Raw genomic sequence first — 14751 nt, 5'->3', positions numbered from 1 at the left:
TAATTACTCTTCGTCTTGCTCATCATCAGCAAGCTCGTCTTCATCTTCGTCCAACTCTTCTTCGTCATCCAGCGCTTCTTCAAGCGCCTCGTCGGCTAATTCACCTTCGATAATGACAGGAACAATCGGTAAACCGTTTTCATCCAGCTCGATTTCATCTTCTTCAGTTTGGATTTCATCGATACGTTGTAGGCCGACCACTTTCTCGTCGCCCGCAGTGCGGATAATCGTTACACCTTGAGTGTTACGGCCAATGATAGACACGCCGCTCGCAGGTGTACGCACTAAGGTACCTTTATCACTGATGAGCATCAGTTCGTCGTTAAGACCGACTTGAACAGCCCCAACAACAGCGCCATTACGTTCGCTCACCTTGATTGAAACCACACCTTTAGTCGCACGGCTCTTCGCAGGATATTCAGACAGTTGCGTCCGTTTACCGTAACCGTTTTCAGTCACAGTCAGAATCGCGCCATCGCCTTTGGGTACAATAAGCGACACGACTTTCTGACCTTCTTCTAAACGGATACCACGAACGCCTGTTGCAGTACGGCCCATAGGACGTAAGGACAAGACTTCTTCACCGGTTTCAGGATCGGTTTTCACTTCGCCTGTTTCAGAATCACGAACTTTCTCACCAAAGCGAACCACTTTACCTTCGTTCGAGAACAACATGATTTCGTCATCACCGTTAGTGATATCGACACCGATCAGTTGGTCACCGTCTTTGAGGTTAACGGCGATAATGCCGTTTGCACGTGGGTTGCTATAAGCAGTTAGTGCGGTTTTCTTCACAGTACCGTGAGAGGTCGCCATGATAATGTACTTGTCCGCCGCGTATTCACGTACTGGCAGAATCGCAGTAATGCGCTCGCCATCGGATAACGGCAGCAAGTTAACAATTGGACGACCACGGGCCGTACGGCTCGCTAATGGCAGTTGATACACTTTGAGCCAGTACATCTTACCAAAATCAGAGAAGCACAAAATGGTGTCATGGGTATTGGCAACTAACAGCTTCTCAACGAAATCTTCGTCTTTCACTTTCGTCGCGGCTTTACCTTTACCACCACGGCGCTGGGCTTGGTAATCGGTCAACGGTTGATACTTGGCATAACCTAAGTGCGACAGTGTTACCACAACGTCTTCTTCGTTGATCAAGTCTTCAAGACTCATATCGACTTCGTTGGCATTGATCACTGTACGGCGCGCATCACCATATTCTTCAAGGATTTGAACTAATTCTTCCTTGATCACTTCCATCAAACGCTCAGGACTGCGCAGAATAAACAGCAGACCCGCGATAAATTCGAGTAATTCTTCGTATTCAGCGATGATCTTATCGTGCTCAAGACCGGTTAAACGGTGTAAACGCAGTTCCAGAATGGCCTGAGCTTGTTGCTCAGTCAGGAAGTATTGACCGTCACGAATACCGTATTGTGGCTCTAACCACTCAGGACGCGCGGCGTCATCGCCCGCTTTTTCCAACATACCTTGAACGTGGCCTAACTCCCAACCTTGCTCAACCAATTTCACTTTGGCATCCGCAGGCGTTGGAGAGGCTTTGATCAGTGCAATAATTGGGTCGATGTTAGCCAGTGCAACCGCCAGCGCTTCCAAAATATGGGCACGCTCACGGGCTTTACGCAGTTCGAATACGGTACGACGCGTCACGACTTCACGGCGATGCAGAATAAAGCATTCGAGCATTTCTTTAAGGTTAAACAGTTTAGGCTGACCATTGGTCAGGGCCACCATGTTAATCCCGAAAGAGCACTGCATTTGCGTTTGAGCATAAAGGTTATTGAGTACAACCTCGCCCACTTCACCGCGCTTAATTTCGATAACGATACGCATACCGTCTTTATCAGACTCGTCGCGTAGACCGCTAATCCCTTCAAGCTTTTTATCTTTAACCAGCTCGGCAATCTTCTCGATTAAACGGGCTTTGTTCACTTGATACGGGATTTCAGTGACGATAATGCGCTCACGGCCATTATCTTCGGTTTCCACATCTGCCAGAGCACGCATGATCGCGCGGCCACGGCCAGTTTTATAGGCATCAATAATGCCTTTACGGCCATTGATAATCGCCGCAGTGGGGAAATCCGGACCTGGAATGTATTCCATCAACTGTTCAATCGACAGTGAAGGTTCTTCAATCAATGCCAAACAGCCTTTCACTACTTCCGTTAGGTTGTGTGGTGGGATGTTGGTTGCCATACCCACGGCAATACCCGATGAACCGTTAATTAACAGGTTAGGTACGCGTGTAGGTAATACAGCTGGGATCTGTTCTGTGCCGTCGTAGTTAGGAACGAAATCCACTGTCTCTTTTTCAAGATCGGCCAGTAATTGGTGCGCTAACTTATCCATACGGATTTCGGTATAACGCATTGCAGCTGCTGAGTCACCGTCGACCGAACCGAAGTTACCTTGGCCGTCTACTAAGGTGTAACGCAGTGAGAATGGCTGGGCCATACGGACGATAGTGTCATAAACAGCAGAATCACCATGGGGGTGATATTTACCGATGACGTCACCGACCACACGGGCAGATTTTTTGTAAGGCTTGTTCCAATCGTTCTTCAATTCACTCATGGCAAACAGAACGCGGCGATGAACTGGCTTTAAGCCGTCGCGCACGTCTGGTAATGCACGTCCCACGATAACGCTCATGGCGTAATCAAGGTACGAATTCTTTAGTTCGTCTTCGATATTAATTGGCGAAATAGATGATGCCAGATCAGTCATAAACTGCTCGTTCCCCTGAAAAATAGCCGACAACGTATAATCCGTATCATTGCCTAGCCCAAAAACGTGATTTGGCATTCTAACACAGTTATTTAATGTCGCCAGACCTATCATTATCGAATTGAGAGTCTGGTGGCTTAATAGATGAAAACACTGTCAATTTGGTCGTTTGTGCGATAAACAAGCGTTGAAATTCACGGCTTACGATGAGGAAAAATCGTCAAAGGGATAAAGTAAAAGGTCGATACGGAGCACAACAATTAACATAAAAGCAGATAACTGCTGAAAATTCACTCAACCACAAGGGCTTAGCTCAGTCGAGCACTTTGTTTATCAAACATAGTCGTTATAATAGCCGCACAATACAGCTTCTTCAGGTAATAGCATGCATCAGAATACCAATGTAGACCCACAGGAAATCGCAAAGTTTGAACGTATGGCCGAAACTTGGTGGGATCTCAACGGCGAATTTAAGCCGCTGCATCTATTAAACCCGCTGCGCTTAAACTATATCGATCAAACCGCTGGCGGTATTTTCGGCAAGAAAGTGCTCGATGTCGGCTGTGGTGGCGGCATTTTGTCTGAAAGCATGGCCCGCATCGGCGCCGAGGTTGATGGCTTAGATATGGGTGATGAGCCCTTAGAAGTCGCCCGCCTACATGCCCTCGAAACGGGCGTGATCATTAATTATGTAAAAAATACTGCCGAGGCCCACAGCCAAGATCATCAAGCCTATTACGATGTGGTGACCTGCATGGAAATGCTCGAACATGTACCCGATCCACAATCTGTGATTAAAGCATGCTGTGACATGGTCAAACCCGGTGGTCATGTGTTTTTCTCCACCATCAACCGCAACATTAAATCCTACGTGCACACCATTTTAGGCGCGGAATATTTGCTAAAAATGCTGCCAGTTGGCACCCACGAGCATAAAAAATTCATTAAGCCTTCGGAGCTGATTGAGCTAGTAGATAATACCGATCTTATCTGTACCGATGCCTTAGGGGTAAGCTACAACCCATTGACGGGCATTTTTAAGTACACGCCTAAGGTTGATGTGAATTACATGATAGCGACGCGTAAGGTTGATTAATATGAGTCTGGCACAGATCAAAGGCGTACTGTTCGATCTCGACGGCACCTTAGCCGATACCGCGCCGGATCTGGTGCAAGCCCTCAATTTAAGTCTTCAAGATGTCGGCATCGCCGCGCAGCCGTTAGCGGCCATGCGCTACGCCGCATCCCACGGCAGTTTTGCCTTAGTCGATGCCGCGATCCCTGATGCGGCAGAAGATCTTCGGTCTCAAGTTCAGCAAGGGCTACTCGCCCACTATCAGCGTATAAATGGCGATCACTGTGCGCTATTTACAGGCATAGCGGCATTACTCGACTGGCTCGAGTTAACTCAGCTGCCGTTTGGGGTGATCACCAACAAGCCTGCGCGCTTTACCCGTCCCTTATTGCGAAAACTGAATTTACACTTGCGTATGCCCGTTATCATTAGTGGCGATTCTACAAAACACCCAAAACCCCACACTGCACCTATGCTGTTAGGCGCACAACAGCTGAACTGTGCTCCAGAATACATTTTGTATCTTGGGGATGCCGAGCGAGATTTGCTCGCGGCCAAGGCTGCTGGCATGTTAGGCGGCGTGGCCCTATGGGGTTATCTGGGCGTGAACGACAAGCCGTTGCAATGGCCAGCGCACGCGCATTTTGCGAGCCCAACTGAGCTACATCAAGCACTAATCGAAGCATTGGCTTAACAACATCAACCAAAAACAGCGCCTACAATGCTCACGAATAAGGCATCCAATACGTAACTTCACTGACGAACATCAGTGTGTCAGCATACTATTTATGACCCACGGAAAAAGTCAGGCGGATAAAAGATCGGCACTCGTGAGCGATCGCGATCTAAAGAAAAGATCGCCTAAAAATCCCCCATGAGTGTGACACGCTAACCTGAAATTGAGCTTCAAGGTTAGTCGTTACTAACGCAAAATTTTATCCTCACGTTATCCACAAGATGTCCCCTGAATTCAGACTTGCAAATAGGGGCAAACCTCACTATCTTGTATCCCATATAATTTAAAACACCATATCTTGTGTATAGGTAACAATCAGACACACTAGAAGCTCGCCGCTTAATTGACTCGTTTTTAACCAGTCAGCTGTATTTAAGGGACGATTATTGATTGTTTTACAAGGATACGTACGGTGATTTTGCTCACCTAAATACATATAAGAACCAAGGCCTATCTCCAAATGAATAGCACTATGACAGTCACAAAACGCTGTGGCGATCGTGAGAATATCGATCTCGAAAAAATACACCGCGTAATTACTTGGGCAGCCAAGGGATTAAAAAACGTTTCTGTTTCGGAAGTTGAACTTCGCTCGCACCTACAGTTTTTCGATGGCATCCCAACCGAAGCTATCCATGAAACCATTATCAAGGCTGCGGCGGATTTAATTTCTCCAGAATCACCGGACTATCAGTTCCTCGCTGCCCGTTTAGCGGTGTTTCATTTGCGTAAGAAGGCCTTCGGTCAGTTTGAGCCGCCCGCATTGTATGCTCACGTGACTAAGTTGGTTGAGCTGGGTAAATACGATCAACACATTTTAAGAGATTACACCCGCGAAGAACTGGATGTGATGGATACCTATATCGACCACTGGCGCGATATGGACTTTTCCTACGCTGCAGTAAAACAGCTTGAAGGCAAATATTTAGTTCAAAACCGTGTGACCCACGAAATCTACGAGAGCGCCCAGTTCCTTTACATTTTGGTTGCGGCTTGCTTGTTTGCCCGTTATCCAAAAGAGACGCGCCTGAAATACGTTAAAGATTTCTATGACGCGGTATCAACTTTTAAACTGTCGCTGCCAACGCCAATTATGGCCGGTGTGCGCACCCCAACGCGTCAGTTTAGCTCTTGCGTACTGATCGAATGTGGTGACAGCTTAGATTCTATCAACGCGACCGCTTCGTCTATCGTGAAATACGTCAGCCAACGTGCGGGTATCGGTATTAACGCCGGTCGTATTCGCGCCTTAGGTAGCCCAATCCGTGGTGGTGAAGCCTTCCACACAGGTTGCTTACCTTTCTATAAGTATTTCCAAACCGCAGTGAAGTCGTGTTCTCAAGGCGGCGTGCGTGGCGGTGCTGCGACCCTGTTCTACCCTATTTGGCACTTAGAAGTCGAATCTCTGCTGGTATTGAAAAATAACCGCGGCGTCGAAGACAACCGTATCCGTCATTTAGACTACGGTGTGCAGTTGAACAAAGTGATGTATCAACGTCTGATCAAAGGCGAGAATATCAGTTTATTTAGCCCATCTGACGTACCTGGCTTGTACGATGCTTTCTTTGAAGATCAAAACGAATTCGAACGTTTATATGTGCAATATGAGCAAGACAGCAACATTCGTAAGAAAACGATAAAAGCAGTTGAGCTGTTTTCACTGATGATGCAAGAGCGTGCTTCAACGGGCCGTATCTACATTCAGAACGTGGATCACTGCAACACTCACAGCCCGTTCGATTCAAAAGTCGCGCCGATCAGACAGTCTAACCTGTGTCTTGAAATCGCCCTGCCGACTAAACCATTGAACAACATCGATGATCCTGAAGGTGAAATCGCGCTTTGTACGCTGTCAGCACTTAACTTAGGTTCTATCAAAGAGTTATCTGATATTGAGCCATTAGCCGACCTCGCCGTACGCGCACTGGATAATCTATTGGATTATCAAGATTACCCTATCAAGGCCGCGCAAATCGCCTCGATGAATCGCCGTACCTTAGGCATAGGCGTGATCAACTTCGCTAACTATTTAGCGAAAAACGGCATGAAGTATTCTGATGGTAGCGCGAACGCTTTAACCCACAGAACCTTCGAAGCGATTCAGTACTATTTACTGAAAGCCTCAATGAATTTGGCCAAAGAGCAAGGTGCGTGTCCGTTATTCCACGAGACCACTTACTCTCAAGGTATTTTGCCAATCGATACCTACAAACGTGGCCTAGATAAAATTTGTGCTGAACCATTGCACTTAGACTGGGAATCACTGCGTAGCGATATCAAGCAATATGGCCTGCGTAACTCGACGCTGTCGGCATTAATGCCTTCAGAAACCTCGTCGCAAATCTCCAATGCGACCAATGGTATTGAGCCACCACGTGGCCTTATCAGCGTGAAATCGAGCAAAGACGGTCAACTAAAACAAGTGGTACCAGATTTCGATACACTGAAAGATAGCTATGAATTGCTGTGGAAAATGCCAAGCAACGACGGTTACTTACAGCTAGTGGGTATTATGCAGAAATTCGTTGACCAAGCGATTTCAGCTAACACTAACTACGATCCTTCACGTTTTGAAGGCCGTAAAGTACCCATGCAAACCCTGCTGAAAGATTTGCTCAATGCTTACAAGTTAGGTGTTAAAACGCTTTACTACCATAACACTCGCGATGGTGCGTCGGATTCACACGATGACATCACCAATTTAGAGAAAGAAGATGACGGTTGCGCCGGCGGCGCATGTAAAATCTAGTCTTTAACTTTAACGTTAACGGTTTTATAGGGATCCCTATTTAGTGGATCCCTATCCATTGGAAAAATAGCACCATGGCCTACTCTACCTTCTGTCAAACACCTAACGATGCCACCCGTGAACCTATGTTTTTAGGTCAATCGGTCAACGTGGCTCGTTACGATCAACAAAAATATGAAGTGTTCGAAAAACTGATAGAAAAGCAGTTATCTTTCTTTTGGCGCCCGGAAGAAGTAGACGTCAGTCGCGATAAGATTGACTACGGTGCATTGCCTGATCATGAAAAACACATCTTTATTTCGAATCTGAAATACCAAACCCTACTCGACTCGATTCAAGGCCGCTCGCCCAATGTGGCCTTTTTGCCGCTGGTGTCACTGCCTGAATTAGAAACCTGGATTGAGACTTGGTCTTTCTCTGAGACGATTCACTCGCGCTCATACACCCACATCATTCGCAATATTGTTAACGATCCTTCAGTGATCTTCGACGATATCGTCGTGAACAAAGAAATCTTAAGCCGTGCGACCGATATCGCCGCTTATTACGATCACTTGATCCAACTGACTCAGATATTCCATTTACTCGGTGCAGGAACCCATGTTATCGATGGCAAAGAAGTCATAGTCAATACCCGCACCCTGAAAAAAGCCTTGTACCTGTGCATGATGTCAGTCAACGCCCTAGAAGCTATTCGTTTCTATGTTAGCTTTGCGTGCTCATTTGCCTTTGCTGAACGTAAGCTCATGGAAGGTAACGCGAAAATCATTCGCTTAATCGCCCGTGATGAAGCCTTACACTTAAACAGCACTCAGCATATTTTAAGCATCATGCAAGGCGGTAAAGACGATCCAGAAATGGGTGAAATTGCTGCAGAATGCCAACAGGAAGCTTTCGATTTATTCTTCAAAGCCGCAGAGCAAGAAAAAGAATGGGCAAAATACCTATTCAAAGACGGCTCTATGATAGGTTTGAATGAACAGATCCTGTGCCAATACGTTGAATTTATTACTAATCAACGCATGAAGTCGGTGAATCTACCGCAACCATACCCAGAAATAACCAATCCATTACCTTGGATGAAAAACTGGTTAGAAAGCGATGCAGTGCAAGTTGCACCACAGGAAGTTGAAGTCTCTTCATACCTTGTCGGCCAAATCGACTCCGCGGTTGATGGTGATGAGTTCCTCGACTTCGATCTATAAGACACTTAAAAGTGACGTTACAAAATGGCATTAAAACAGTGACATCAAAAAAACGGCCACAAAACCTGTTTGCGAAGGCGCCGATCGTGCGCCTTCAAGGTCAACCTGTGTTGCTCTTTACCGAGCAACAAGGCACCTTGCTGCAAGCGCTCGAAGCTAAAAAAGTTAAAATCTTCTCAGAATGTCGCAACGGTTTCTGCGGCGCCTGCAAAACACGCGTCATCAGCGGAAAAGTCAGCTACTTAAACGAACCCTTAGCCGAACTCAAACATGATGAATGTTTGCCCTGCTGCTGTGTGCCAACCGAAGATTTAGAGCTGGACTTGTCACCTGAAGGTGCAGCTGTGGTCACCTATGCGTGTCAATCTCATCAGAATAAAGCCAGTTTGGCTAAGCCAAAACAAACACAAAATGTAGCAAGTGACACACGCACGCAGAAACAGGCAGTGTTTGAAGACTCATAACGGCAAGACTCGATTGTTCAATAAGCTGTTTTAAACAAGATGTGGCGTTAAAACCCAAAATCGCCTTAAAACAAAAATGAGCTTTTAAACAAAGAGTATCTCTTAAACAAAGAGTAGCTTTAAGACAAACTGCCCCTTTCAATACAGCCTTATTCAATCCGCGCCATTAGATACCAAACGTATTAAAACCCACTATTCTCCCTTCTCTCTATTTTCAATGCATTCACACTAAAAAACCTAAAACAAACTAAAACAAAAAAGCCTGAACACAGGTTCAGGCTTTCAGGATCTGAAATAGAATACTTAACGCTTAAAACGTACGACTTATCGACTTTCTATAAACGCATTGCCAGTTCAGCGCCTTGGCGGATTGCACGCTTAGCATCAAGCTCTGCCGCTACATCTACGCCACCAATCAGATGCACAGGCAGGCCCGTCGCTTTCATCTCATCCACTAACGTGCGATTCGATTCTTGTCCAGCACACAAGACGACGTTATCGACGGCCAGCACTTCAGCGGTTTCACCCACGCGAATATGCAGTCCTGCCTCATCAAACTTATCGTAACTCACGCCCGTTTTCATCTTCACATCATGTTGCTTAAGCACAAGACGGTGGATCCAGCCGGTAGTTTTACCTAAGCCCTTGCCCATCTTCGACGTTTTACGTTGCAGTAAAAACACCTTACGATGATCAGTATTGTCGGAATGAGGTTCAGTTAGGCCGCCCGCATGCTGGTAAGTTTTATCTATGCCCCACTGTTGTAGCCATTTATCGGGGTTCAAGGTGCTCGACTGGCGCTCACACAAAAAGTGCGCCATATCGAACCCTATACCGCCGGCGCCAATCAAGGCCACCGTATTACCGACAGTCACTTCACCCGAGAGCACTTTTTGATAATCGACCACCCGTGGGTCATCAAAGCCGGGTAAGACTAAATCACGCGGCACAACGCCTGAGGCGATTACCACTTCATCAAACTTTTCGGTCGCCAACACACTGGCATCGAGGCGAGTATTTAATCTCAGCTCCACCTTATGCAGCTTAATTTGGTTAATGAAATAACGAATAGTCTCGTTAAACTCTTCTTTCCCAGGAATTTTACGGGCGAGATTAAACTGACCACCCACCTCAGATTTCGCTTCAAACAAGACAACGTGATGGCCACGCATGGCGGCATAAACAGAAAACGCCATGCCCGCAGGGCCTGCCCCCATCACCGCAATACGCTTTTTATTTGCAGTGGGTAAGAAGTTGATTTCAGTCTCATAACAGGCACGAGGATTCACTAAGCAAGTTGCGCGCTTGAGGGAAAAAGTATGATCAAGACAAGCTTGGTTACAGCCAATGCAGGTGTTGATAAGCTCCGGCGTGTTCGCCGCAGCCTTATTTACAAACTCAGGATCAGCAAGGAAAGGCCGCGCCATCGACACCATGTCAGCTTGACCAGAGGCGATAATCTGCTCACCAATCTCAGGGGTGTTAATGCGGTTAGTCGCAATTAAGGGAACGGAAACAGATTGTTTGAGCTTTTCCGTCACCCACGCAAAGGCGCCACGGGGCACGCTTGTCGCAATGGTCGGTACTCGCGCTTCATGCCAGCCAATGCCCGTATTTAGAATGGATACGCCAGCTTGCTCTAACCACTGGGCCAGTTGCACCACTTCATCCCAAGTCGAACCGTTATCCACCAGATCGAGCATGGATAAACGGAAGATAATGATGAAGTCTTTTCCGACCTTTTCCCGTATCGCGTTAACAATCTCAATCGGGAATTGCGCCCGTTTTTCAAACGCACCACCCCATTCATCGGTGCGGGTGTTGGTGCGCGCACTGACAAACTGATTGATCAAATATCCTTCAGAGCCCATCACCTCAACACCATCGTAACCCGCTTTCTTGGCAAGGGCGGCGGAGTTGGCGTAATCCTTAATGGTCGAGCGCACTTGACGACTAGACATAGCAGACGGCGTAAAGGGTGTAATGGGTGACTTAATCTTACTTGGTGCTTGGGAAAAAGGATGATAGCCATAACGTCCCGCATGCAAAATTTGCATACAGATCTTACCGCCAGCCTCATGCACCGCCTGCGTTACCACGCGATGCTTACCCACTTGCCAAGGAAAACTCAGCTGACAGGCATGGGGCGTAAGGCGACCACGAAGATTGGGGGAAATACCACCCGTCACAATCAAACCTACACCGCCCAGAGCGCGTTCTTTGTAGAACGCTGCCAGTTTCTCAAATCCGCCCTTTTCTTCTTCCAAACCTGTGTGCATTGAGCCCATAAGCACGCGGTTTTTGAGCTGGGTAAATCCCAGATCTAAGGGTTCTAATAAATGGGGAAACGACATTCAAACATCCTTTTAAAACAAGTGATTTAAATCAGCATACCTTGTGTCAAATCTAAGCTCAACCGTTGGATCGAGGCCATCAGTCAAAATCCTTTACAATTGTGTTTAGCCTGTAGCGCCATTTTCAGTTAGCATTGGCAGATTGGACTTATAAAGGAGTGGCAGATGTCCGCTAACCCATCGTTTTTCAAGAGAATATGTTTGTTTATTTGGCACACCCTGAACGGGACGCGTAAACTCATCCTCAATCTAATCTTTTTTGGACTCTTAGCCGCGATCATTATCTCCATTGGCAGTAGCGAAGATATCCAAGTTGAAGATAATTCGGCACTGGTGCTTAATTTAGCAGGCTCTATTGTCGATCAGAAACAACAAGTCGATCCCTTAGAAGCCGCATTCAAACAAGGCCAAAATGCCAACGCCGATGGTGAAATCCTACTCGCCGATGTGCTTTATGTCATTGACAATGCAGCGCAAGATCAACGTATTAGCGTACTAGTGCTCGATCTGGTCGATCTTAAACGTGCTGGGATCAGCAAACTACAATCTATCGGAAATGCACTCAATCGCTTTAAAGAGAGCGGTAAAAAAGTCATCGCCATCGGCAACTACTACGAGCAAAATCAATATTTCCTCGCCAGTTTTGCCGACACCATTTACCTCAATCCCCAAGGCGGTGTCTCGCTTGATGGCCTGAGTATGTACAACCAATATTTCAAATCGGCCTTAGAAAAACTCAAAGTCAAAGCGCATATTTTCCGCGTGGGGACCTTTAAATCTGCGGTTGAACCCTACATACGTGACAATATGTCAGATGCTGCGCGGGAAGCCAGTAGTGCACTATTAGCCGATGTATGGCAAAGCTACACACAAACGGTTGCTGGCAATCGCAATATCGAACCGAATTCTCTGGTGCCCGACGCAACCACTTATTTGGCAGAGCTCGATAAGGCCAATGGCGATTCAGCCACAATGGCAATTAACATGAAATGGGTTGATAACCTAGCGACCACAGAAGATTTTCGTAAAACCATGCTAGAAACCGTAGGAAAAGCCAGCAGTGGTGACAGTTTCAAGCAAGTCAGTTTTTATAATTACTTGACCTTAGTGACACCATTACCCAACTTTGTAGAGCAAGACAGTGTTGGTATTATTGTGGCAAGTGGCACAATTTTGAACGGCACTCAACCTGCGGGCCAAATTGGCGGCGAAAGCACCGCCGAACTGCTACGTAAGGCACGTTTTGATAAGCACATTAAAGCCTTAGTATTACGTGTTGATAGCCCTGGCGGTAGCGCCTTTGCCTCTGAGCAAATTCGTCAAGAATTACTGGCACTTAAAGCAGCAGGTAAACCCGTGGTTGTGAGCATGGGCAGTTTAGCCGCATCCGGTGGTTACTGGATTTCAGCCAGTGCCGACTATATCTTCGCAACGCCAACGACGCTCACGGGTTCGATTGGGATCTTTGGCATGATTACTACCTTTGAAGATTCATTGGCCAGTATAGGCGTGCATACCGATGGCGTATCGACCTCAGAATGGGCAGGATTATCTGTTACCCGCACACTTTCCCCCCAGATTGAAGCGATTATCCAACGTCATATTGAACGCGGCTATTCGGACTTTATCTCCCTGGTCGCTAAAGAACGTAAGATGACCATAGAAGAAGTCGATAAGATTGCTCAAGGCCGTGTGTGGAGCGGTAAAAAGGCTCTTGAACTTGGCTTAGTCGATGAACTGGGTGATGTAGATGAAGCCATAGCTAAAGCCGCTAAACTCGCGGATATGACGCTATTTGACACCCGCGTCATCGAACAAGAGCTGACACCCGAACAAAAATTCATACAGCAGATGTTTGCCTCAGTATCGAGCTACCTGCCCGCCTCACTAAGTCAGTCATCGATGTTAGAGCAAATGCTACAACAGTGGACTAGCAGTTTGAAAACGTTAACCTCTTTTGATGATCCAAATAACGTCTACATCTACTGTGATACTTGCAATATGATGAACTAAATCTGCTAGCGTCTAGGTTGCAGCTCGCAACTTCAAGATGATGACAAAGACAAAGCCCGGATCTCCGGGCTTTTTTATTGGGTTTATGTCAGTAAAATCGTATAATTCGGCCACTTGAAGCTAAGAAAACGACAAGAATGACTAAACGCTCCATTTATGTTGCCTATACTGGCGGCACCATCGGTATGCAAAAGACCGATAACGGCTTTGTTCCCGTCGCGGGATTCCTAACTCAGTGCGTGCAATCTATGCCTGAGTTTTACCATGAAGAAATGCCGACATTCGTCATCCACGAATACTGCCCGCTTATCGACTCTTCCAATATGGCACCAACCGATTGGCAGATGATCGCCGACGATATACAAGCCAATTACGATAAGTACGATGGCTTTGTGATCCTTCACGGCACAGATACCATGGCGTACACAGCTTCGGCACTGTCATTTATGCTGCAAGGTTTGTCAAAACCTGTGATAGTGACGGGCTCGCAAATTCCTCTCGCCCAGTTGCGCTCAGACGGCCAAACTAATTTATTGAACTCACTCTATATTGCGGCGAATTATCCAGTTGCGGAAGTGTGTTTATTCTTCAATAACAAACTCTTTAGGGGTAATCGCTCGACTAAGGCCCACGCCGACGGCTTCGATGCTTTCGCCTCACCCAACTTCCCGCTACTGCTTGAGGCGGGGATCAAAATCAATCTGCGCGCAGGCAAAATCACCGTCGCCAACGATACCCCATTAGAAGTCGCTCATATCAGTCCGCAACCTGTCGGTGTGGTGACCTTATATCCAGGGATCTCAACACAGATTTTTGAGAACATTCTGCAACAGCCAGTTAAAGCCCTCATACTGCTGACATTTGGTGTGGGTAACGCGCCGCAGGATGCCGCCTTACTCAAAACCTTAAGGCAAGCAGATGAACGTGGCATAGTGCTGGTGAATCTAACCCAATGTTTCCAAGGTAAGGTGAATATGGGCGGCTACGCCACAGGCAATGCATTAGCCAAAGCAGGCGTGATCAGTGGCGCCGATATGACTATAGAAGCGGCCTTAGCAAAACTGCATTATTTGCTATCTAAAAATTTGCAACCAGCTGAGATAAAGGCAGCCATGTTACAAAATCTAGTCGGTGAACTGAGCATAGATTAAAGATAGTGTCTTCTAATCTGTTTGTTGCCCTCAAACGCTAGCAACAAAAAAGCCCATATTTGATGGGCTTTTTTGATTTAAACTCAGACTAGATTTCAGCTCAGACTAAACAGCACTAAATGAATATTTATTTTAAGACTTTTGCGGACCAAGATTTGCATTGAAGTTATTTGATATCAAATCAATGTTAGTCTTGATATCACTAACAAAAGATAAAATGCCAATCCCCTTGCTAACCTCAGACTTACGC

9 protein-coding genes are annotated in these 14751 nt (G+C 46.5%); 7 read left to right on the top strand and 2 right to left on the bottom strand.

Going from position 1 to position 14751, the window contains the following annotated elements:
- Nucleotides 1–3: 3 nt before the first annotated feature.
- Nucleotides 4–2754: a DNA gyrase subunit A gene (gene gyrA / locus KFE26_RS15905; protein WP_212600986.1), complete on the bottom strand. Its 2751-nt coding sequence runs from the start codon at nucleotides 2752–2754 to the stop codon at nucleotides 4–6.
- Between the two features lie 385 nt (nucleotides 2755–3139).
- On the opposite strand from gyrA, the gene ubiG reads away from it, so the two are divergent.
- From ubiG to yfaE, 5 genes are all read left to right on the top strand, one after another.
- Nucleotides 3140–3850, top strand: coding sequence for a bifunctional 2-polyprenyl-6-hydroxyphenol methylase/3-demethylubiquinol 3-O-methyltransferase UbiG (gene ubiG, locus KFE26_RS15900; RefSeq protein WP_212600985.1), 711 nt, complete (start codon nucleotides 3140–3142; stop codon nucleotides 3848–3850).
- 1 nt (nucleotide 3851) lies between these two features.
- Complete coding sequence (locus tag KFE26_RS15895) at nucleotides 3852–4523, top strand: HAD family hydrolase (RefSeq protein WP_212600984.1); 672 nt, start codon at nucleotides 3852–3854, stop codon at nucleotides 4521–4523.
- 502 nt (nucleotides 4524–5025) lie between these two features.
- Nucleotides 5026–7314, top strand: a complete 2289-nt coding sequence (gene nrdA / locus KFE26_RS15890) for a class 1a ribonucleoside-diphosphate reductase subunit alpha (RefSeq protein ID WP_212600983.1) — start codon at nucleotides 5026–5028, stop codon at nucleotides 7312–7314.
- Between the two features lie 74 nt (nucleotides 7315–7388).
- A complete protein-coding gene (gene nrdB / locus KFE26_RS15885) occupies nucleotides 7389–8519 on the top strand; it encodes a class Ia ribonucleoside-diphosphate reductase subunit beta (RefSeq protein ID WP_028759863.1) in 1131 nt (376 codons plus the stop codon).
- A gap of 38 nt (nucleotides 8520–8557) precedes the next feature.
- Nucleotides 8558–8983 (top strand): class I ribonucleotide reductase maintenance protein YfaE, encoded by a 426-nt coding sequence (yfaE, locus tag KFE26_RS15880; RefSeq protein WP_028759862.1) that lies wholly within the window; start codon nucleotides 8558–8560, stop codon nucleotides 8981–8983.
- Between the two features lie 335 nt (nucleotides 8984–9318).
- On the opposite strand, the gene KFE26_RS15875 is transcribed toward yfaE, so the two are convergent.
- Complete coding sequence (locus KFE26_RS15875; RefSeq protein WP_212600982.1) at nucleotides 9319–11337, bottom strand: NADPH-dependent 2,4-dienoyl-CoA reductase; 2019 nt, start codon at nucleotides 11335–11337, stop codon at nucleotides 9319–9321.
- Nucleotides 11338–11502: 165 nt separating this feature from the next.
- On the opposite strand from KFE26_RS15875, the gene sppA reads away from it, so the two are divergent.
- Entirely contained in the window at nucleotides 11503–13350 is a 1848-nt protein-coding gene (sppA, locus tag KFE26_RS15870) for a signal peptide peptidase SppA (RefSeq protein WP_212600981.1), read from the top strand.
- A gap of 137 nt (nucleotides 13351–13487) precedes the next feature.
- Nucleotides 13488–14501, top strand: coding sequence for an asparaginase (gene ansA / locus KFE26_RS15865; RefSeq protein ID WP_006086774.1), 1014 nt, complete (start codon nucleotides 13488–13490; stop codon nucleotides 14499–14501).
- Nucleotides 14502–14751: the final 250 nt, after the last annotated feature.

Origin of the sequence: Shewanella sp. M16, from assembly GCF_018224605.1 — a bacterium.
GTDB lineage: Bacteria > Pseudomonadota > Gammaproteobacteria > Enterobacterales > Shewanellaceae > Shewanella > Shewanella oncorhynchi.
The sequence above is the reverse complement of the archived record's forward strand: the minus strand, read 5'-3'. Positions and strand labels throughout refer to the sequence as shown.